Here is a 20,832-nt window from a genome sequence, read left to right as displayed (position 1 = left end):
GCGCAAGACGGCGGGCGACGACGCGTCCTGCGCCTGCTGCGGGCGCAGCACAAACAGCAGCTTGGCGTATTCGGCCGCCGCCATTTGCAGGCGGCGCAGCTGGTCGGGACGCACCTGCACCAGCCAAGCCAGCACGGCATCCACCCCGGCGCAGCGCAGGGCCTGCTCGGCCGCCCACAGGCGCTGCGGCGCCGCGGACGCGGCCACCCACAACAGCCGGTTCGGCGGCAAGCCCTGGGCCGCCAGCGCCGGCGCAAACGGTACCTGCGGCGCGCCCACCAGCACCACCGCCTCCGTGCCGCAGCGGGCCAGGGCGGGCATCAGCAGGCGCCACTCGCCGTGCACGCCGGGCGGCTGCAGGATTTCCGTCAGCGCCCCCAGCGGCCAGCCGCCGCCGGGCAGCTGGGCGTCCAGCGCGGCGTGGCCCGTGGCCAGCACCCGCCCCGGCGCATGGGCCAGCGCATCGGCATGCCAGACGTCCGCATGGACGCTGGCCAGAGAGGGGGAACGCGAAGGCACAGGCATGGCAAGGAAACACCAAAATACTGTATAAATAGACAGTATAAACAGCTTACCGGACTGGCGGCGTTCCTAACGCCATCCTGATACCGCCGGTGGTACGCTGGGGTCACCATGCACGCCGCACCCGCCCCCGAGGACGCCCTGCCTTCCCCCCGCAGCTGGATGGCCGTGGCGGCGCTGCTGACCGCGGCCACGGCAGGCGGGTTCCTGCTGGACCACCACGTGTCGCTCACCAGCCAGGCCATGCTGTATGTGCTGGCGGTAGTCATTGCGTCCTACACCCTGCACTGGCTGCCCTCCGTGGTGTGCGCAGTGGCAGCCGTCACGGCATTCAACTTCTTCTTTGTTCCGCCCCGCTGGACTTTTGCCGTCGACAACCAGGAGAACCTGATCGCCCTGTTCACCATGCTGCTGGTCGCCCTGGTGATCAGCCGCCTGGCTGCCGCCCTGCGGCGCGAGACCAACAACGCGCACCGCAACGAGCAGCGAGCGCGGCAACTACAGACCCTGGCGGCCGACCTGTCGGGCATTGGCACCCCGCAGGAAGTGCAGGCGCTGGGCCAGCGCGCCTTGGATGCCGCCTTCGACGGGCCGTGCATCCTGACCTTGCAACAAGCGGACGGTACGCTGGATCTGGCCACGGACACGCCCGCCACCGTGGGCGATGGGCTGGCGTGCGCCATGCGCGAAGCCGCCGTGCTGGGCCCCGGAACCGGACGCTGGCCAGGACTGGGCGCCTGGTATGTGCCCCTGGGCGACCAGGGGCAGATGCACGGCGCAGCATGCATCCAGAACGTGCTGGCGAGTGATACCGACGGGCGGGAACACGCCCAGGCCCTGTGCGCCCTGCTGGCGCAGGCCTTGTGGCGCCTGCGTCTGGCGGCGTCGGTGCAGACCGCGCAGGACGAGTCCCACCGCCAGCAGGTGCAAAGCACGTACCTGGCCGCCATTTCGCACGATCTGCGCACGCCGCTGGCGGCCGTGGTGGGCGCCGCCACCTCCCTGCAGACGCAGCGCGACAAGCTCAGCGTGCCGGAGCAGGAGCGCCTGCTGGACAGCATCGTCAGCGAAGCGCGCTACCTGTCGACCGTGACCGAAAACACCCTGCAACTGGTGCAGCTCACCAACGCTGCACAGCCGCTCCAACGGGACTGGGAGTCCATGGAGGAAATCGTGGGCGCCGTGCTGGCACGGGTACGCCAGCGCGATCCCGCCCGGCGCATCCAGTCCCGCATCGCCACCGGGCTGCCCTTGATCCGGGTGGACCCGGTGCTGGTGGCGCAACTGATCGGCAACCTGCTGGACAACGCGCTGAAGTACAGCGACGGGGCCATTGACCTGGCCGTCAGCACCGGCGACGGCACCATGCAGGTTGCCGTCAAGGACCGGGGGACGGAGATTGCGCCGGAAAAGTACCAGGCCATTTTCGAGCCCTACTCCCGCAGCGACCAGTCCGGCCAGCGCGGGGCGGGTCTGGGGCTGGCCCTGTGCCGGACCATTGCCACCGCCCACGGCGGCAGTTTGCTGCTGCGCCGGCGCGCCGGCGGCGGCAACTGCTTCACGCTCACCTTGCCACTGGAGCCGCAGCAGCCCCCGGGAGACACACCATGACCTTGCGCGTGCTGGTCGTGGAAGACGACCGCGAGATCCGGGCCATGATGCAGTCCGCCCTTGCCGTGGAGGGCTTTACGGTGCAGACCGCGGTATCGATCAACGAAGCCCAGGCCCTGCTGCACCATGCCCTTCCCGATGTGCTGGTGCTGGACCTGGGCCTGCCCGACGGCGACGGCCTCGAACTGGTTCGCGCGGTGCGCAAGCAGCACACCCTGCCCATCCTGATTGTCTCGGCCCGCCACCAGGAGGCGCAGAAAATACAGCTACTCGACGCCGGCGCCGACGACTACCTGGTCAAGCCGTTCAGCGTGGGGGAGCTGCTGGCCCGCATCCGTGTCGCCCTGCGCCACCGCGGCACGGCGCTGGCCGCCGCCGTCACGGTGCATGTGCTGGACGACCTCACGATCGACCTGAACACCCGCGTCGTGCAGTGCCGGGGCGAGCCCGTGCACCTGACTCCCACCGAGTTCAAGCTGCTGGCCCGGCTGGTGCGCAGCGCCGGCCGCGTGGTCACCCACCGGCAGCTGCTGCGGGATGTGTGGGGGCCCGAGTTCACGGAGCAGACGCACTACCTGCGGCTCTACATGGGACAGTTGCGCGCCAAGATCGAACGCGAGCCGTCCGAGCCCCGCCACCTGCTGACCGAGACCGGCGTGGGCTATCGCCTGGCCGTCGTCTGACACGGGCTCCGGCCCGCCCCGCTCCATTGCGCATCCTTATGCGTTCCTGATGCGCCTGCCGCGACAGTACGGGCAGCTTCTTTGCCAAGGCCATTCATGCGTAAAACCGCCAACCGGGACAATCTTGCCGCGCTCACGCTGGGGGCCCTGGGTGTGGTGTACGGCGACATCGGGACCAGCCCGCTGTACACCATGAAGGAAGTCTTCGGCCCGGCCACCGGCATTCCGCTGGACCAGCCCCACCTGGTGGGCGCGGTGTCCGTGATCTTCTGGGGCCTGATGATGGTGGTGACGCTCAAGTACGTGCTGCTCATCCTGCGGGCAGACAACCGGGGCGAAGGCGGCATCATGGCCCTGACGGCACTCGCAGCCAAGGCGGCGGGCAGCAGCCCGGAGAAACGTCTCGTCCTGCTGCTGATCGGCGTGTTTGGCGCCGCCCTCTTTTACGGCGACAGCGTCATCACCCCGGCCATCTCGGTCCTCAGCGCCGTGGAGGGACTGGAGGTGGTCACGCCGGCGTTCAAGTCCTTCGTGCTGCCCCTCTGTGCCGCCGTCCTAGTGGGGTTGTTCGCGGTACAGCGCTTTGGCACCAGCCTGGTGGGCAAGCTGTTCGGTCCCATCATCGTGGTGTGGTTTGGCGTGCTGGCAGTGACCGGGCTGGTGGAGATTGCCCGGCAGCCGGCCATCCTGGCGGCGCTCAACCCCCTCAATGGCCTGGCCTTCCTGCGCGGCCAGGGCTGGCACCTGTTCGTGGTGGTGGGCGCCATTGTGCTGGCGTTCACCGGGGCGGAGGCGCTGTATGCCGACATGGGGCACTTTGGCAAGCGCCCGATCCGCTATGCCTGGGTCGGCATGGTTCTGCCGGCGCTGGCCATCAACTACATGGGCCAGGGCGCCCTGCTGATGCGCGACCCCAGCGCACTGGAGAACCCGTTCTACCGCCTGTTTCCTGCGGCGTGGCTGCTGCCGGCCGTGGTGCTGGCAACGCTGGCCACCGTGATCGCCTCCCAGGCCGTGATATCCGGCGCCTACTCCATGACCAAGCAGGCCGTGCAACTGGGGCTGCTGCCCCGCATGCAGGTGCAGTACACCTCGGCCAAGGAGGCCGGGCAGATCTACATGCCCGAGGTGAACTGGCTGCTGCTGGCGGCCGTGCTGCTGGCGGTGTTCGGTTTCGGCAGTTCCTCGGCCATGGCCTCGGCCTATGGCATTGCCGTCACGGTGACCATGCTCATCACCACGCTGCTGACCTTCTTCGTGATCCGCCATGGCTGGAATTTCCCGCTGCCCGTGGCGGTGGCCGCCACCAGCGTGTTCATGGCGCTGGACCTGCTGCTGGTGGTGTCTTGCTCGATCAAGTTCTTCCAGGGCGGCTGGTTCCCCCTGGTACTGGGTCTCGGCATTTTCACCATCATGGCCACCTGGCGACGGGGGCGCGAACTGCTGATTGACAGCATCCGCCACGACGACCCGGAGCTGCTGCCTTTTGTCACCGCACTCGCCAGCGACCGGGTACACCGGGTGCCGCGCACGGCCGTCTATGCCGTGGCCAACCCCGGCACCGTGCCGCAGGCCCTGATGCACAACCTCAAGCACAACCAGGTGCTGCACGAGCGCAACCTGATCCTGACCGTGGTCTTCCACGATGTACCGTGGATTCCCTTTGATGAACGCATCGAGATCCAGGCGCTGGTGCCGGGCTTCTGGAAAGTGCAGATCAACTACGGCTTCAAGAACACACCCGACATTCCCAAGGCACTGGAGTTGTGCAAATCCCGCGGGTTGCCCATCAACCTGTTCGAAACCTCGTACTTCCTGAGCCGGGAAATTGTGGTGCCCACCAAGGGCTCCGGCATGGCCCATTGGCGCGAGGCGCTGTTTGCGCTCATGTCGCGCAACGCCGGCAGCGTGGCGGGCTTCTTCCGCCTGCCCAACAACTGCGTGATCGAGCTGGGAACCCGCGTGCAGATCTGACCCCGCGCCTCCACCGGCGCGGCGTCAGTGGTGCTCGATGGTCTGCCCGATGGCGGGCCAGCGGTGGCGGATGGTGAGCCACGCCACCAGGCCCACGCCCATCATGAGCAGGGACGCGGTCGCCAGGGCCACGGTGGAGTACATCACCAGCGGCGAGATCAACCCGGCCACGATACCGTTGGCCGTGGACCCCACGAACATCTGCAGGCTGGACGCCATGCCCCGGCGCTCGGGGTGCAGGTCCAGCACCAGCAGGGTGACCACCGGCACCATCAGTGCCCAGCCGAAGGAGAAGATGCACAGCGGAATGAGCGCCCAGCCCACATGCGCCTTGAACAGCAGGTTGGCCAGCAGATTGATCACCCCGATCGTCAGCATGATGACGAAACCGTAGCGGATCTGCTGCTTGGGCACCACCTTGCCCGCCATGCGCCCGCTGACCAGGGCGCCGCCCATGATGCCGCCAATGGTGAGCAGGAAACACCAGAAGAACTGCTGCGGCGCCAGGCCCAGGTGCTCGCCCAGGAACACTGGCGCACTCAGGATGTACAGGAACATGCCATTGAACGGCACGCCACTGGCCAGCGCCAGCAGGAAGAAACGCGGGTCCGAGCCCAGCTTCCAGTAGCCGGCCAGCAGGTGGCGCGGATGGAAGTGCTGGCGCTGCGACAGGTGCAGGGTCTCAGGCAGCAACCGGTAGTTGGCCACCCACAGCACCACCCCCACCCCGGCCAGGAACCAGAAGATGCCGTGCCAGCTGACATGCACCAGCATCCAGCCCCCCACCATAGGCGCAATGGCCGGCGCCACGCCAAAGAAGATGGTGATCTGGCTCATGACCTTCTGCGCCTGCGCCGGCGGGAACATGTCGCGCACCACGGCGCGCGACACCACAATGCCGGCGCCGGTGGACAGGCCCTGCACCGCCCGGAAGAACACCAGTTGGCCAATGCTCTGCGACAGCGCGCAGCCCACCGATGCCAGCGTGAACGCGGCCAGCCCCCACAGCACCACCGGGCGACGGCCAAAGCTGTCGGAGATGGCGCCATGGAACAGCGCCATGAAGGCAAAACCGAACAGGTAGGCCGACAGCGTCTGCTGCATCTGCACGGGCGTGGCACCCAGCGACTGGGCAATGCCGGCAAACGCCGGCAGGTAGGTGTCGATGGAGAACGGACCCAGCATGCCCAGAAGGGCCAGAAGAACGGCAAAGGCCCACTGCGGGGCGTGCCAGAGTGTTTTTGCGTCCGGATTCATGCTGCTATTGGACCATGGCTGCCCGTGCTGCGGCGCGCGCCCTGTCCGCAACGTGTCAGGGCTGCCACTTCAGACGCACGAACAGGCTCCCGCCAAACAGGTTCACCAGCAGCCCGGCCATCAGCAACGCGCCGCCGGCATAGTGCACGGGTTGGAGCGCCTCGCCAAACGCGAGCCAGCCCGTGGTCAGCCCCACCAGGGGCACCAGCAGGGTAAAGGGCGCCACCCGGTTGGCGGGGTAGCGCGCCAGCAGGCCCGTCCACACACCGTAGCCAAACAGGGTGGCGGCCCAGGCCAGGTAGGCCACGGCAGCAAACGTCTGCCAGCTGAAGTGCTGCAGGGCGGCAGCCATGGCGGCGGGCCCCTCCACCCAGGCGGACAGCAAGAGCAGCGGAATGGGGGGCACCAGGCTGGCCCACACCACGAACGCCAGCTGGTTCATGGGGCCGTAACGCCCCACCGCACGGGTGACGATATTGCCGCAAGACCACATCACCGCGGCGGCCACGGTCAACAGGAAACCGGCCAGCGGCATGGACAGGCCGTGCGCGCTGCCAATCAGCACCAGCCCGACGGCGGCCAGCACCAGCCCTGCCATCTGGTTGGTCTGCCAGCGCTCCTTGAGCCAGAAGGCCGCCAGCAGCGTGGTGAAGAAAGCCTGCGACTGCAGCACCAGCGACGCCAACCCGGTGGGCATGCCCACGTGGATGGCGGTGAACAACAGGGAGAACTGCCCCACCGAAATGGTCATGCCGTAGAGAAGGTACAGGCGCAGCGGCACCTTGGGTGCCTTGAAAAACAGCAGCGCCGGGAAGGCGGCCAGCATGAACCGCAGTGCCGCCAGCAGCAGGGGCGGCACGCCGACCACCCCCACCTTGATGACCGCAAAGTTCACACCCCACACCAGGATGACGACCAGGGCCAACACCAGGTCCTTGGGACGCAACGGCGCGTGCATCATGCGAGAAGGCGCTTCATTACCGGCGCAACGGAAGGGGTGGTGAAGGGCTGCATGCGTGTGGTGGTGTGGTGCGGGGTCGGCTGAATCTGCCATCTTACGGCGCTGCCGTGCGGCGCGTGCGGCCATTAGAATTTCCCCATAAAAGGGAGAGTGCCAATTGAGCCAGACACACGCCGGCGGCTGGACCGCCAAGAATTCTGCGCAGCTTGCTGCCGCCATTGTCCAGAACGTGGAACAGGTGCTGCAGGGCAAGCACCGGCAGGTGGAGCTGGCGTTGGCCGCGGTGGTGGCGGGAGGCCACTTGCTGATCGAGGACGTGCCCGGTCTGGGGAAAACCATGCTGGCCCGCGCCCTGGCGGTGTCCATCGGGCTGTCGTTCAAGCGCATCCAGTTCACCGCCGACCTGATGCCCTCCGACATCGTGGGCGGCCCGGTGTACAACCCCAAAGACGGCAGCTTTGTGATGCGTCCGGGCCCCGTGTTCGCCAACATCGTGCTGGCCGATGAAATCAACCGCGCCAACCCGCGGGCCCAGTCAGCCCTGCTGGAATGCATGGAAGAAGGGCAGATTACGCTGGACGGCCAGACCATGCCCCTGCCCGCGCCCTTTGCGGTGCTGGCCACACAGAACCCCATCGACATGGCGGGCACCTACCCGCTGCCGGAGGCACAACTGGACCGCTTTCTCATCCGCCTGTCGCTCGGTTATCCCGATGCCGCCACGGAAGCGGATCTGGTGAACACCCAGCAGTTTTCCCACCCCATCAGCCGCCTGCAGCCGGTGTGCCAGATGGGCGAGTTTGCCCAACTGGTGGCAAGCGCCCGCGACGTCACGGTAACCCCCGAAGTGGCCGGGTTCATGGCGTCCATTGTGGGGGCCACACGCCAGCATGCCGGCATCCGGTTTGGCGCCAGCCCGCGCGGCACGCTGGGCCTGGCGCGCATGGCGCGCGCCCTGAGCTGCATCCGTGGGCTCTCCTATGTGGACCCGGCGGTGGTGCGCGAGGTGGCCGTTCCGGTGCTGGCGCACCGCATCATTGCGCAGACACAGGGCACCGAACCGGAACCGGCGGCCACCCTGATCCAGGCCATCCTGCTGTCGCAGCGTACCCCGCAGTAAGCCGCGCCATGGAACGCTGGCTTTCCCGGTCGCGGGTGCTGCTGGGCCTGTGCGCGGTGCTGCTCATCGCCGCCCTGAACCGGCAGGACCCCATGGTGTACGGTATGTTCCTGTTTCTGGCGGTGGTGAGCGTGCTGGGCTTCGCGTTGCCATGGCTCTCGTTGCGCTCCATGACCGTGCGCCTGGGGGCCACCGGAAACATGGAAATTACCGAGGGCGAAGGCTGCGACCTGAACCTGCTGGTGGAGCGCACGGCCCGCTGGCCCGCCTTCATGGTGGCCGTTGAAACCGAGTGGGAGTGGGCCTCGCGTCGCATCGTGCTGAGCCAGACCCTGCCCATTGTCCGTGCCGGGCACCCGCCCGATCTGGGGCGCATGGTGCAGTTCCCCTGCAGGGGGCATTACACGTTGGTCGCCGTACGCCTCTCCAGCGGGTTCCCGCTGGGCCTGATCCGTGCCCACCACACCTTGGCCCGTCCGCAGGTGCATTTGCGCGTGTTGCCGCAGGCGCAGGCCGTGCGCTGGCCGTTGCCGTGGGATGTCACCGCCGACCCGCTGGGAGAGTTGTCCACCCGCAGGCTGGGCCAATCGTTCGAGTTGGGGATGCTGCGGCCCTACCAGCACGGCGAATCGGTAGGCCGGGTGAGCTGGCGGGCATCGGCGCGCGCCGGCGAACTGGTGATCCAGCATTTCCAGCAAAGCGGCGCCATGCGCCTGCGCCTGGCAGTCGATATTCCCGACGCGGCCGCGCTGGGCGATGCCGACAGTGCGGCCGAGCAGGCGATCCGCCTGGCCGCCGGTGTGTGTGACGCAGCACAGGCACATGGCGTGCAGTTGCGCGCCTACCTGCCGGGCAACGCTGCGCCCTTGCGCGATGGTGTCGCCATCCGGCGCGCGCTGGCCGACGCCGCCCCCACCGCGCACAGCCTGTTGCAGACGGTGGCGCAAATCGCTGCCGATACTGCCGTCGGCGAACAGGTTGCCGTGGTGGTGGCCGCCGGCTGTGGGGCAGAGGCGCTCATCCAGGCGCTGTCCGCGCTGGCGCTCAAGAACTGTCCGGTGGTGGCGTGCATTGCCGTAGGGCGCCGTGCGCAGCCACAGGAACGGGCGCAGGCCAAAGCCCTGCAGAAAGCCCTTGCAGCCGTTCGCATGGCCACTTTTCTGGAGATGCCATGAAAGCGGCTTCCACCCCCCCTGCGCAGAACCCCGCCGACACGCCCCTGAACAGCCGCGCCGTCGTGGCGCTGACGGGCATGAGCTACCTGCTGGTTGGCTGGTCCTTCTCCTACCTGGACCGGCGCTACGGCTATTTTGGTGCGGAGGGCACGCTGTGGCTGGTGTGGGCTTTGCTGGGGTTTGGTGCCGGCACCCTGCACGCCCGCAAACCGGGCAATGCCGGCAAAACCCAGTGGACGGTGCTGGGCTGGTTGGGTGTGGTGCTGGCCCTGTTTCCCGGGCTGGCCATGTTCAACCTGCTGCGGTGGACCAGCCTGGCGCTGATGATCGTTCTGGGCGCCCGCGCAGCCGTTCTCAAAACGCGCCGGGATTTTTACCTCACCCTGACCGTCATCTTTGTGGTGAGCTTCATGGTGGGCACCCACGGAAACGCGGACTGGACGCTCTGGTTTTATCTGGGCCCGGCGTGGGTCTTCGGCGGGCTGGCATTGGCCTGGGAGCATGCGGCAGGCACGCCCCTCTCCCGCTGGACCAAGGCGCTGATGGCGCTGGGGTTCATCGGCCTGTCCCTGCTGCTGGCGGTGCTGCTGTTTTTCTTTGCCCCCCGTCCCGCCGTTCTGGGCTTTGGTTTCCTGCCCCCCGGCACGGACACGCCCGGGCTGTTCCAGCAGCCCGCCGGTGACAGCGGCGGCACAAGGGGCCAGGGCACGGGCGGATCGTCTGCGGCGGCGAGTGGCGCCGAGCCCGGAAACGCAACCTCTGCCGGGGGACTGGCCGGGCGCTGGGAGCACATGCTGCAGAACATGCGCGAAGCGGCCGGGGACCGTTTCATTCCCCAGTGGCAGCGCCATCTGATGCACAAACTGATCGGCTGGGCCGAATCCCTGTTGGGCGCCGCGACGGGACACGCGGTGGACACCGGGGGCACCCTGGAGCAGGAAACGTCGTCGACAAGCACCCTTCGAATCAACTGGCTGGTGCTGGTGGCGCTGCTGCTGGTCACGTATCTGCTGTGGCGCAACCGCTACCGCGTGGGCCTGGCGCTGGTACTGGGCTGGTCCTGGGCGTTGGCCTCGCATTTCCCGCAGCAGTCCATGCGCGCGTCTGCCCAGGCGCTGAAGTGGTGCCTGCACGGGCAGGGCCACTACCGCAAAGCCGGCCAGTCGGTGCGCGAGCACTGGATGGATGCGGCCGATGTGGCGCCCCTGGCGAAGCGCTGGCTGGGCTACGCGGTGGACGCGTACTGCGCCATGCGCTTTGGCGGGGTGGCCGCCACGCGACACGATGCGCTACGGATGCACCAGGCCGTGCAGGGTGCCTGCGACATCATGCTGGGCCGCGCGCCAGAACTCGCCCGCCCCGACTGAGCAGGCCCAAGCGCTACGTCCGTTGCTCCACGCCCCGGCGGCGCATCATGTCGGCGCTCATGGCCCGCACGGCATCGGGTGACAGCACGGCTTGCGCGGCCGGATAGACCAGGCCTTCCTCACTCTGGATGTGCTGCCCGTACAGTGCGGCAAAGCGGTTCAACGCACCGGTCTGCTCGGCATTCAGCGGTTCGCCCTCGGACGCGGGCCCCTCGGCCACCGCCAGCAATACGGCGCGCGCCAGCGGCCACGCGGTCTCCATCTGCCGGTGGTCCTGCATGAGCCCTTGCACCAGGTTGCGCAGGTCGGCATCCGTACCGGCCAGGAGGGGGGGAAACACGTGCAGCTCTTCATCCTGGTGGTGCAGCGGTGCAGCCAGGTCGAAGTAGCGCATGACGTCGCGCGCGGCCTGGCGGGCGCTGTCGTCCAGCCCCGTCTCCAGCAGGTGCTGCTGCAGGCGCCCCATCAGGGTCAGCATGCGTTGAACCCGCTCGTGGCAGGCCTCCAGCATTTCGAAGGGGGCCTCCAGGCCGACTGCCGGTGTGTGGTGGCCGGGCAGCGCAACCGCGCTCCCTGCCCGGGGGGCCGTGCCCATGTCAGCCGATATTGACGGGCTGCCCGCGCCGGTCGAACGGAATGTAGGCGCCAATGTCGCCCTGCTTGATGGACTCGACCATGCGCTCCAGCGCCTTCTCGGCTTCTTCGCTGGTCGGCGGCTCGCCGGGTGAACCCGACACGGCGGCGGCAAACACCATGCCCCAGGGCTGGCCGAACTGGCTGGCTTCCTGCACCAGGATCTCAAACGAGTCGAGTTCCTGCGGGCTCTTGTCCACGCACATCACCGGCACCAGCGCGCCGCCCTCGCCTGCCTCAAAGCGCGCGCGTTGCTCGGGGGTGGCTTCGTCGGGGAGTTCCACGCCGGCAAACACAAACAGCAGACGCTGGGGCAGCGGCTGGTAGCGGGCGGCCTGCAGCAGGTCGTCAAAACTTGAAATGTCCATGGTGTATCCAGATAAAGAAACGGGCGCTATCCACACGCCAAAAACAGAATTAGAACCCGGCCGTCATAACCCTTTGACGTCCAGGGTGCTCACGTAGTCCGCTGCCGCCGGCCGTTGGCGCCGGCTCTTGCGCGACAGCACGGTCCCCACACTGATGAAACACAGGGCGTGCTCACCGGCGGCCAGACCGAACAGCGCGCGGAACCCGGCCGACTTCAGGGCCTTGCCGCTGGTCAGCGCCGAGCCGTAACCCAGCGCCGTGGCCATGAGCAGCATGTTCTGCACGGCACAGCCGGTCGAGACCATGCGCTCGTACAAATCGATCTCGGGGTCACCCCGCTCGCCGTCCACCACTACGAGCAGCAGCAGCGGCGAGCGATAGGCTTTTTCCTGCGCCTGTGCCACCTGCTCGGGGGTGGCATAGGCGTCGCGCTCCAGCAGGGCGTCTCCAAAGACCTGTGCCAGAGGCGCGCGCGCCTCCTGCGGCACCGCAATGAACCGCCAGGGCAGCAACTGCCCGTGGTCGGGGGCGGAAGCCGCCGCGTCCAGGATGGCGCGCAGGTGTTCGCCCTGCGGCCCGGGCGCAACCAGGCGCTTGGGCAAGATGGTTTGGCGCGACTGCATGAGTTCCGCTGCCATCACTGCCAGATCGTTGCCAGACATCACGCCACCTCCTTCAGCCCGCACGCCCATCGGCCCGCAGACGCCCGTACCAGCCCGCCATGCGCACGCCCCACACCGCCATGATGGTGGTCCACAACAGCGCGGCAGTCAACAGCAGGCCCCCGGCCAGCAACCCTTGCGCCGCCGCGGTAATGCGCAGCAGCGTGGCAATCTGCAGCATCCAGAACAGCACCCAGACGGTGTTGTCGGCCACCAGCGGACGGCCGCTGTGGCCGCAGGACACCCGGGTGACCATGGCCAGCATCAACGAGGCGAGGCAGCCCATGGTGAGCGCATGCAGTGCGCCCAGAAACAGCACCGGAGCCCCCTGCAGCCAGCTCAGCAACTGCGCGGCGCCGCCTAGGACCATGGCCAGGCCGAGCCACAGGAACCCGATGTGCAGCATGGCCAGCAGGCGGTTCTTGAGGCTTTGCATCAAGCCCCAGACCACAGCCAACCACAACAGCACGCCGCCCGAGAGCAACTCCAGCACCCCGCGCGCCAGCAGCCAGGCGCCAGCCAGCGCCCCCGGCAGCGGACCCGCCCTGTCGACCCAGACGGCCAACACCTCCAGACCGGCGGTGGCCAGCATCAGCCCCAGGGCCCAGAAGGGTCGCCACGCGGTGATGAACGGCATGGCGCTGGAGGTGAAAAACGGCAGCATGCGGTGCGCCACCGACACATACACGACGACCACGAACCCCCACAAACCGGTGAGAACACAGGCCAGGGCCGTTGCGGAAGCGTCCAGCCACAGGCTGAGCGCCACACCAGCCAGGCTCAGGCAACCGATGAGACACGCCACGCCAATGGTGTGAGCGTGCAGGCGGTCCTCCACCGTGCTGGCCCCGATGAGGCGCCAGAACAGCCACGTCATGTAGGTCAAACCGCTCCAGGCCAGGACCAAGCCCCCCAGCGCCAACATTGGGTGCACGTGCGCACCGCTGACCCACAGCAGCCAGCCCGCCGTCTGCAGGAGCAGGGGGGCACGCAGCTGGCTGGCCTCCGGCGCTTGCACGCCCAGCCACTTGGGGCCCGCCGTGAACAGGAACCCCGAGAAGAACAGCGGAATGAAGCCAAACGTCATGACCGCGGCATGGACCAGCGTGGGTGACAGGGCGTAGGGCAGGGTCACCGCGGCGCTGACGCGGTCGAGTTGCACCAGCGCCCACCAGGCGCCGGAAATGACCAGCACCACCATGGCCAGGAAAAAACCCAGCCGGTGCGGCGCCAGCAACAGGTAGCGTGCGCGCCAGCGGCGGTCCAGCGCCGCCAACGCCTCAGCGGAAGGTTTGCCTTTGGTCACCCGCAACGGGATGACGGGGCGCTGGGTCATCCACAGCTTCCCAAATGCCCGCACTGGGTGCAATAGTCACAACCGTCCTTGCGGATCACCGCGTGGGCACCGCACTCACTGCACTTCTTGCCCGCCATGATGGGAGGGCCGCCGGCGGTCGCCGGAATGTTTTCCTGCGTCAGCGCGGGCGCAACCACAGCACCGGACTCCCGTGTGCTGGCAGCACGTTGGGCCAGAATGTTCTGGATGGCATAGGCCACCGCGGCCACTTCGGAGTCGTGCCACATGGGCACGCGGGTTCCGTCTTCCTTCTGGTGTGTTCCCAGGCGCACCGGACCGCGGTCCCAGGCCACCTTGCGCATGTCGCTGAGGGCACGCTCCAGGAAACCGCCGCGCGCGGCCAGCGACAGCAGGCGCATGCTCGACGTCATCCATTGCTGGGACTCGCCGCTTTGGCCCACGGGCATGAAGAACTCGATGGCGCGGTCGACCGTGCCTTTGCCGTCGGCGGTAGGTACGGGCAGGAAGGACACCAGCAGGTACAGCGTCTTGTGGCCCTCATGCGTCCAGTACTCCACCTTTTCCGCCACGGCCGACAGCGCGCCCTTGGGGCGGCTCTCGATCACCGTGCGCATGGGGTCGATGACCGGCGCCGGTGCAGCAGCAGCCGCCGCCGGAGCGCTCTCCACCGACAGCACGGAACCCAGGATGGCATTGGGCCGGTAGGTGGCCAGCCCCTTGAGGCGGGCGCGCCAGGCTTGCTGGTACAGGCCCTTGAAGTCTTCGTAGGCGTAGTCGGCCGGCACGTTGACCGTCTTGGAAATGGCGGTGTCCACAAAGGGCTGCACCGCTTCCATCATGCCGATGTGGCTGGACGCGGACATGTCCAGCGCCGAGATGAAGTAGTCGGGCAGGTTGTTGACATCGCCGCCCAGTTCCCGGTACAGGCGCCAGGCGTGGTCTTCCACCGAGTACTCGCTGGAGCTGCCGTCGGCCTCGCGCTTCTTGCGCTTGTACATCCAGGAGAACGCCGGCTCAATTCCGTTGGAGGCGTTGTCGGCAAAGGCCAGGCTGACCGTTCCGGTGGGCGCGATCGACAGCAGGTGGCTGTTGCGGATGCCATGCTTGCGGATGGACTGCTGCAGGGCCGCCGGCAGACGGCTGGCGAAGGTGCCGGGAGCCAGGTAGCCCTCGGCGTCGAACTTGGGGAACTTCCCTTTTTCACGCGCCAGCGCAACCGACGCGGTATAGGCGGCATCGCGCATGGACACGGCAATGCGGGCGGCCATCTCGCGCCCCTCGGCGGCGTCGTAGCGCAGGCACAGCATGGCCAGCACGTTGCCCATGCCGGTGAAGCCCACGCCGATGCGGCGCTTGGCGGCCGACTCGGCGCGCTGCTGCTCCAGCGGCCAGAACGTCACGTCCAGCACGTTGTCCAGTGCCCGCACCTGGGTGGCGACCGTCTTTTCGAAGGCTTCGAAATCGAAGGTCGGGGTTCCGGCAAAGCCGAAGGGGTTGCGCACGAAACGCGGCAGGATGATGGGTCCCAGGTCGCAGCAGCCATACGGCGGCAGCGGCTGTTCGCCACAGGGATTGGTGGCGGAGATCGACTCGCAGTAACGCAGGTTGTTGTCTTCGTTGATGTGGTCCAGGAACAGGATGCCCGGCTCGGCGAAGTCGTAGGTGGAATGCATCACGATGTCCCACAGGTCCCGCGCGGCCAGCGTCTGGTAGACCCACATGCCATCGGCGCGCTGGAACGCACCCTTGGCCATCAGTGTGGCGCCGGGCTTGGCAGCATGCACCAGCTCCCAGGGCTGGTCATCCGTCAGTGCCTGCATGAAGGCGTCGGACACGCCAACGGACACATTGAAGTTGTTCCAGCGTCCCGGAGTGCGCTTGGCCGTGATGAATTCCTGCACATCCGGGTGGTCGATGCGCAGCACGCCCATCTGCGCGCCGCGGCGTGCACCGGCGCTCTCCACGGTGGAGCAGGACTGGTCGAACACATTGATGTAACTGCAGGGGCCCGAAGCCATGGAGGCCGTGCCCTTGACCGCCGCGCCACGTGGGCGGATGCGGGAGAAGTCGTAGCCCACACCACCACCGCGGCGCATGGTCTCGGCCGCCTCGCGCAGGGCTTCATAGATGCCGGGGTAGCCCTCGTCGTCCACGCCCTGGATGCAGTCGCCCACCGGCTGCACAAAGCAGTTGATCAGGGTGGCCTGGATGGCAGTTCCGGCCGCGCTCATGATGCGCCCGGCGCCAATGGCACCGGCGTACAGGTTTTCCAGAAAGATCGCTTCGTACTTGGCGCGATCCGCCTCGGCCTCGACCGAAGCCAGGGCCCCCGCCACGCGGCGGTACAGGTCATCGATACTGGATTCGCCGGGCTTGAGGTATTTTTCGGTCAGTACGTCGTGGCTGATGGGCTGGATGTCCATCAGGTCCTGGGGGCGGGAAAATTGGTCACGTTTCATGTTGTGGGGTCCTCAGATAAGCGTCGAGGGGCACACGCTCCCCCCAGCAGCCATTGCATTAATTCTTGTCTTGACCGAATGGATCACCAAACAGCATTTTGCCCTGCCGGCGCCGGTTTGGCCCTGCCGGCGTCGGCATTCGGAGCGTGATTTTATGCCTGTGTATTTTCCCAACCACGATGTTCGCCAGAGGGCTGCAACGCCTCGCCAGTCCACCTGCGGCGTTCACTACACAATTGATAGCTACCCACGCAATAGATACGGTAGCTGGGGTCGTTTTCCGTTCCAAAGTCCGGCAAAGGGGCCGACCAAATACCCTCACGCCGTCCAGGTCGGAGCGGTGTGCCAGCGCTCGGCCCATCCGGGAAAATCCTGTGCCGGCATCGGCCGGGCAATGCCGTAGCCCTGCGCCAGATGACAACCCATGGCCTGCAGACGCTGCCCATGCGCCGCCGTTTCGACGCCTTCTGCAATCACGGAGCGGCCAAACGCACGGGCCAGATCAATGACGCTCTGGACGATCGCCAGGTCATCCGGGTAGCGCAACATGTCGCGCACAAAGCTCTGGTCAATCTTGAGCACCTCGGCCGGCAGATTCTTGAGGTACGTCAAGGAGGAATACCCCGTACCGAAATCGTCCAGTGCAAAGCCCACGCCCATGGCGTGGCAGGTGCGCATGACTTGCGATACCTGCCCGATGTCTTCCATGGCGCTGGTTTCCAGCACCTCCAGCTCCAGGCTGCCCGGCGGCAGGTCGGAGTACCGCCCCAGCATCTCGAACAGCCGGCCGCTGAAATTGGCCCGCTGCAGCTGGTAGGCACCGATGTTGACGCTGACCGGAATGTGCAGGCCCATGGCGCGCCACTGGGTCATCTGGGACAGCGCCGTTTCAATGACCCACTCTCCCACAGCCACGCTCAGGGAATGGTTCTCGATGACCGACAGGAACGCCGCAGGCGACAGCAGGCCGCGCTCGGGGTGCTGCCAGCGGATCAGCGCCTCCGCGCCAACGACCTCGCCCGTCACCATGTTCACCTTGGGCTGGTAATACAGGACAAACTCGCGCTGTTCGAGCCCGCGCTGGATGTGTCCCAGGCTCTCGCGCCGGGTCTTGACCGCAACCGCATTGGCCACATCGAACAGGTGGTAGCGGTTCCTGCCAGCCTGCTTGGCCAGGTACATCGCCTGGTCGGCGTGGCGTATCAACTGGTCGGCGTCCACATCGTCCTGCGGATACAGCGTCACGCCGATGCTGACGGACACCTGCATGACGGCGTCCTCCACCGTGATCGGATCGGCTGCGGCGTGCAACAGGCGCTCCAGCACCAGCTCACTCTCGCGCGTTTCGTTCAGGTCCACCAGCACGGCCACGAACTCATCGCCGCCAATGCGCGCCAGAGTGTCGCCTTCGCGCAGCGCGGACTTCATGCGCTGTGCCACCGTGACCAGCAACTGGTCCCCAACGTTATGGCCGTGCATGTCGTTGACCGCCTTGAACCCGTCCAGGTCGAGGAAGGCCACGGCCAGCGCGCGGTCGCGCCGCTGCGCCTGGGCCATGGCGTGCTGCAGGCGGTCTCCCAGCAGCACACGGTTGGGCAGGCCCGTCAAGGCATCAAAGTGGGCAATGTGCTCCAGTTGCAGCTGCTGCGCCTTCATCGGCATGATGTCCATGAACACCGCAACATAGTTCTGCACCACACCCTGGGCATCGCGCATCGCGCTGATGGTGAGCAACTGCGCATACACCTCGCCGTTCTTGCGCCGGTTCCAGATTTCACCCGACCAGTAGCCCTTGTCCGTCAGCGCGCCCCACATGGCCTGGTAGAACTCGGGCCCTTGCCGGCCGGAGCTCAGGATGCGCGGGTTGCGTCCCATCACTTCTTCACGGCTGTACCCCGTGATCTGGGTGAAGGTGTCGTTCACCTCGAGGATCGAGCCATTGATGTCGGCAATGGTGATGCCCTCGCGCACATGGGTGAATACGCTGGCCGCCAACTGCAGCCGTGCCTCGTCCGCGGTTTTCTCGATGGCCAGGGCAATCAGGCGCGCTTCGTCCTCCATCCAGTGCCGGTCCTCGGGTGTTGGCTGGCTGGGGTAGCGCAGGTAAATGGCGAACGTTCCCAGCACCTTGCCCTGCGAGGAGCGAATGGGCGAAGACCAGTACGCGCGCAGCCCCGCCTGGCGCGCAAAATAAACACGGGGCGACCACGCCGCGTGGTGCTCCATGTCGTCCACCACCAGGGGCTCGCCGGTAAACGCCACGGTGCCGCACAGGCCCGCATCCGGGCCGACGGACAGTCCGTCCAGCGTCTGCAGGTATTGTGCAGGCAGGCTGGGCGCCGCCCCCAGGCGCAGGGTCTGCCCCTCCTCATCCAGCAGCAGGATGCTGCACAGGTGGGCCCGATTGATGCTCTCAATGTTGCGGGCAATGGCATGGAGCACGTCGGACAGCGGGGCCTTTTCGGCCAGCATGGCCAGCACCTGGCGGTGGTGCTGTTCGCGCAACTCAGCCTGTTTGCGGGCGGTGATGTCGCCAATCACACCCAGCAGGCGATACCCGTCTTCCCGGTCGCCCCGAAAACGCTTTCCAGTCAGATGGCCCCAGAACTCCGTGCCATCGGTATGCCAGTAGCGGCGCTCCAGATCGACCAGCGGGACCTGGCTTTCGAGCAGTGCAAGCATGGACTGGCGCCCGGCCTCGCGCTCGGACGGGTGGATCAGCTCCACGTATTCCTTGCCGAGCAGGGTCGCCAGCGGGATGCCGAACATGTCGGCCATGCGCTGGTTGGCGTGCATGATGCGCCCATCCTTGCCAACCAGGAAAATGGCCACGCTGGAGGTGTCCAGAATCTGCTTGAGCAGGGCTTCGCGGCCGGCCAGGTCGTCGGTCGCGGTCTGCAGGGCCAGCTCCACCTCCTTGCGCTCAGCAATATCGATCAGGGTTCCCGACATGCGCAGGGGTTTGCCGTCGTCCTGCCACTCGACGACCCGTCCCCGGCTGAGTACCCAGACCCAATTGCCCTGCTTATGGCGCATCCGGATCTCGCACTCGTAGGTTTCCACCTCGCGACGGAAGCAGCGCTCTACCAGGGCGTTGGAGCGTTCGAAGTCATCGGGCTGCATGTACCGCTTCCAGAGGTCGGCGCTGATCGGCGCCAGCTCATCCAGCGTGCACCCGATGATTTCGGCCCAGCGGGCATTGACCACCATGCTGCCCGTCTGCACATTCCACTCCCAGGTCCCGATATGGGTGGCCCAGATGACCTCTGCCAGACGCTGACTTTCCTGACGGTAACGCGCCCGGCTCTGCTGCAAGGCCCGCTTCTGGAACAGCAGGCGCACCGCCATGCCTGCCAGCAGCAGCCCCAACCACCCCGTGGCCACGATCCAGCCGGCGTATTTCTTCCACAGGTCGGCGGGCGTGATTTCGGGCGTCACATCAAAGGGCGGCAGGCGCAGCGTGTGCAACAGCCGTTCGACGCCGGCGTAGTTGGCCGGCGTGGTAAACCCGCGAATGCCCGCACCCCGGGCTGCAGCACTGTCGGTGGGGAGCGACAACAGGGCCACGGCCAGCCGGCGGGCGAGCACATCGTCCACCGGCTCCACCACTGCCACCGGCCATTCCGGGTACAGCCGGGTGGAACTCACATAGGGAAAGGACGGCAATGCCTGCTGGTTGATGACCTTGATGCGCCCCAAGTCCAGCTTGCCCTCGTGCGCCATGGCTTCGAGCACACCGGTACGCACAAAGCCGACGTCGGCGCGCCCTGCCAGGACGGCTTGCACCGGAAGATCCTGCGGCATGCCGGTGGTGAGCAGTTTCTCGGGAGCCGGCAGGGGCAACCCTTCTTCCAGCATCTCGAAGGCCTGCATCTGGTAGCCCCCCAGAAAATCGGTGCTGGTCACCACAATGCGCTGGCCCACCAGGTCGGACAGGGTGTTGATTTTCTGGGCATCGCTGCGGGTAAAGATCACCCCGCCGAACGAGGCCAGGCCATGCTGGCCCTCCTGGTTGATCTGGGTGGCCAGCGGTGCCGACAAGCCAAACCGGTGCTGCAGCAAAGCGTAGTGGCCCGGGTTGGTAAGCACCACATCCACTTCCTTCTGCCCCACCGCCATTTCCAGCTCGGCCAGGTCATACACCACCAATTTGACGGGGCGCCCCAGCGCCGTGCCGAGGTAGGTCGCCAGCGGTTGCCATTGCGCCACGGCCTGCACCTTGGGGCGAAAGGCCAGAACCCCAAAACGCAACGGCGCCTCGGCCCCCGCGGGCAACGCCAGCAGGGCCAACCAGACGGTCAAAGCAAGGGCGATGAGGCGGCGCATTTATGTGTTGTTTCCGACTCCGGCACCAAGCCTCGCCGTTCAAGTCATTTCACGTTACCTCAATTGTGTCAGAACGTTTCCCACTCATCACCCGCCGCCGACTTCTCCACACGCGCATGCGCAACCTGCAAGGCAGGTGCCGGGGTGATTTTCTTCGGCGTTTTTTGGGCGGCCAGCGCCGGCTGGTTCCGCGCTGCCGCCAGCGCACTCGGCGGGCGGGGTTTGGCAGCCGGGCGGGCGACCTTCCCGTCGTCCAGCTTGAACACGCTGACAGTGTGAACCAGTTCCAGCGCCTGGGCCTTCAGGCTGGAAGCCGCCGCCGCCATCTCCTCCACCAGCGCCGCATTCTGCTGCGTGGCCTGGTCCATCTGCGTCACCGCCTCGCCCACCTGCGT

15 protein-coding genes and 1 pseudogene are annotated in these 20,832 nt (G+C 66.8%); 6 read left to right on the top strand and 10 right to left on the bottom strand.

All coding sequences use genetic code 11. The features are described from left to right. Positions 1 to 519 (bottom strand): translesion DNA synthesis-associated protein ImuA (gene imuA, locus AC1Q5W_RS16470; RefSeq protein ID WP_492704269.1); only part of this gene is annotated, 519 nt, incomplete at its 3' end. Positions 520 to 633: 114 nt separating this feature from the next. Between imuA and AC1Q5W_RS16465 the strand changes: the two genes are divergently transcribed. From AC1Q5W_RS16465 to AC1Q5W_RS16455, 3 genes are all read left to right on the top strand, one after another. Continuing rightward, positions 634 to 2,133, top strand: a complete 1,500-nt coding sequence (locus AC1Q5W_RS16465; RefSeq protein ID WP_492644006.1) for a sensor histidine kinase — start codon at positions 634 to 636, stop codon at positions 2,131 to 2,133. After that, positions 2,130 to 2,816 carry a response regulator gene (locus AC1Q5W_RS16460; protein ID WP_492644007.1) on the top strand — a complete coding sequence of 229 codons (687 nt, stop codon included), beginning with the start codon at positions 2,130 to 2,132 and terminating at the stop codon, positions 2,814 to 2,816. The genes AC1Q5W_RS16465 and AC1Q5W_RS16460 overlap by 4 nt, the downstream gene beginning before the upstream one ends. A 96-nt stretch (positions 2,817 to 2,912) precedes the next feature. After that, positions 2,913 to 4,790, top strand: coding sequence for a potassium transporter Kup (locus AC1Q5W_RS16455; RefSeq protein WP_492644008.1), 1,878 nt, complete (start codon positions 2,913 to 2,915; stop codon positions 4,788 to 4,790). Positions 4,791 to 4,814: 24 nt separating this feature from the next. On the opposite strand, the gene AC1Q5W_RS16450 is transcribed toward AC1Q5W_RS16455, so the two are convergent. Together AC1Q5W_RS16450 and AC1Q5W_RS16445 are read right to left on the bottom strand one after the other, a co-directional pair. Next, positions 4,815 to 6,047, bottom strand: coding sequence for a multidrug effflux MFS transporter (locus tag AC1Q5W_RS16450; protein ID WP_492644009.1), 1,233 nt, complete (start codon positions 6,045 to 6,047; stop codon positions 4,815 to 4,817). A 55-nt stretch (positions 6,048 to 6,102) separates the two neighbouring features. Further along, on the bottom strand, positions 6,103 to 7,005 hold the full coding sequence (locus tag AC1Q5W_RS16445) for an EamA family transporter (protein ID WP_492646126.1): 903 nt from the start codon (positions 7,003 to 7,005) through the stop codon (positions 6,103 to 6,105). A 160-nt stretch (positions 7,006 to 7,165) separates the two neighbouring features. Here AC1Q5W_RS16445 and AC1Q5W_RS16440 point away from each other — a divergent pair, with 160 nt between their 5' ends. Genes AC1Q5W_RS16440 through AC1Q5W_RS16430 form a run of 3 tightly spaced genes read left to right on the top strand, consistent with a single transcriptional unit; the run spans position 7,166 to position 10,670 of the window. Next, complete coding sequence (locus AC1Q5W_RS16440; RefSeq protein ID WP_492644010.1) at positions 7,166 to 8,128, top strand: AAA family ATPase; 963 nt, start codon at positions 7,166 to 7,168, stop codon at positions 8,126 to 8,128. 8 nt (positions 8,129 to 8,136) lie between these two features. Then, on the top strand, positions 8,137 to 9,303 hold the full coding sequence (locus AC1Q5W_RS16435; RefSeq protein ID WP_492644011.1) for a DUF58 domain-containing protein: 1,167 nt from the start codon (positions 8,137 to 8,139) through the stop codon (positions 9,301 to 9,303). Beyond that, complete coding sequence (locus AC1Q5W_RS16430) at positions 9,300 to 10,670, top strand: hypothetical protein (RefSeq protein WP_492644012.1); 1,371 nt, start codon at positions 9,300 to 9,302, stop codon at positions 10,668 to 10,670. The genes AC1Q5W_RS16435 and AC1Q5W_RS16430 overlap by 4 nt, the downstream gene beginning before the upstream one ends. A gap of 13 nt (positions 10,671 to 10,683) precedes the next feature. Here AC1Q5W_RS16430 and AC1Q5W_RS16425 read toward each other — a convergent pair whose 3' ends face one another. From AC1Q5W_RS16425 to AC1Q5W_RS16395, 7 genes and pseudogenes are all read right to left on the bottom strand, one after another. Further along, positions 10,684 to 11,265, bottom strand: a complete 582-nt coding sequence (locus tag AC1Q5W_RS16425; protein ID WP_492644013.1) for a hemerythrin domain-containing protein — start codon at positions 11,263 to 11,265, stop codon at positions 10,684 to 10,686. A gap of 1 nt (position 11,266) precedes the next feature. After that, positions 11,267 to 11,671: a ribonucleotide reductase subunit alpha gene (locus AC1Q5W_RS16420; RefSeq protein ID WP_492644014.1), complete on the bottom strand. Its 405-nt coding sequence runs from the start codon at positions 11,669 to 11,671 to the stop codon at positions 11,267 to 11,269. 63 nt (positions 11,672 to 11,734) lie between these two features. Further along, positions 11,735 to 12,334 carry a nitroreductase family protein gene (locus tag AC1Q5W_RS16415; RefSeq protein ID WP_492644015.1) on the bottom strand — a complete coding sequence of 200 codons (600 nt, stop codon included), beginning with the start codon at positions 12,332 to 12,334 and terminating at the stop codon, positions 11,735 to 11,737. A gap of 13 nt (positions 12,335 to 12,347) precedes the next feature. Beyond that, on the bottom strand, positions 12,348 to 13,670 hold the full coding sequence (locus AC1Q5W_RS16410; RefSeq protein ID WP_492644016.1) for an NnrS family protein: 1,323 nt from the start codon (positions 13,668 to 13,670) through the stop codon (positions 12,348 to 12,350). Beyond that, complete coding sequence (locus AC1Q5W_RS16405) at positions 13,667 to 16,111, bottom strand: adenosylcobalamin-dependent ribonucleoside-diphosphate reductase (RefSeq protein WP_492644017.1); 2,445 nt, start codon at positions 16,109 to 16,111, stop codon at positions 13,667 to 13,669. The genes AC1Q5W_RS16410 and AC1Q5W_RS16405 overlap by 4 nt, the downstream gene beginning before the upstream one ends. A 318-nt stretch (positions 16,112 to 16,429) precedes the next feature. Continuing rightward, complete coding sequence (locus AC1Q5W_RS16400; RefSeq protein ID WP_492644018.1) at positions 16,430 to 20,437, bottom strand: EAL domain-containing protein; 4,008 nt, start codon at positions 20,435 to 20,437, stop codon at positions 16,430 to 16,432. 68 nt (positions 20,438 to 20,505) lie between these two features. Next, positions 20,506 to 20,832 (bottom strand): annotated as a pseudogene (locus tag AC1Q5W_RS16395) (methyl-accepting chemotaxis protein); the annotation flags it as partial.

This window comes from Rhodoferax sp. MLSD5-FHT05B10 (assembly GCF_058793415.1).
The sequence above is the reverse complement of the archived record's forward strand: the minus strand, read 5'-3'. Positions and strand labels throughout refer to the sequence as shown.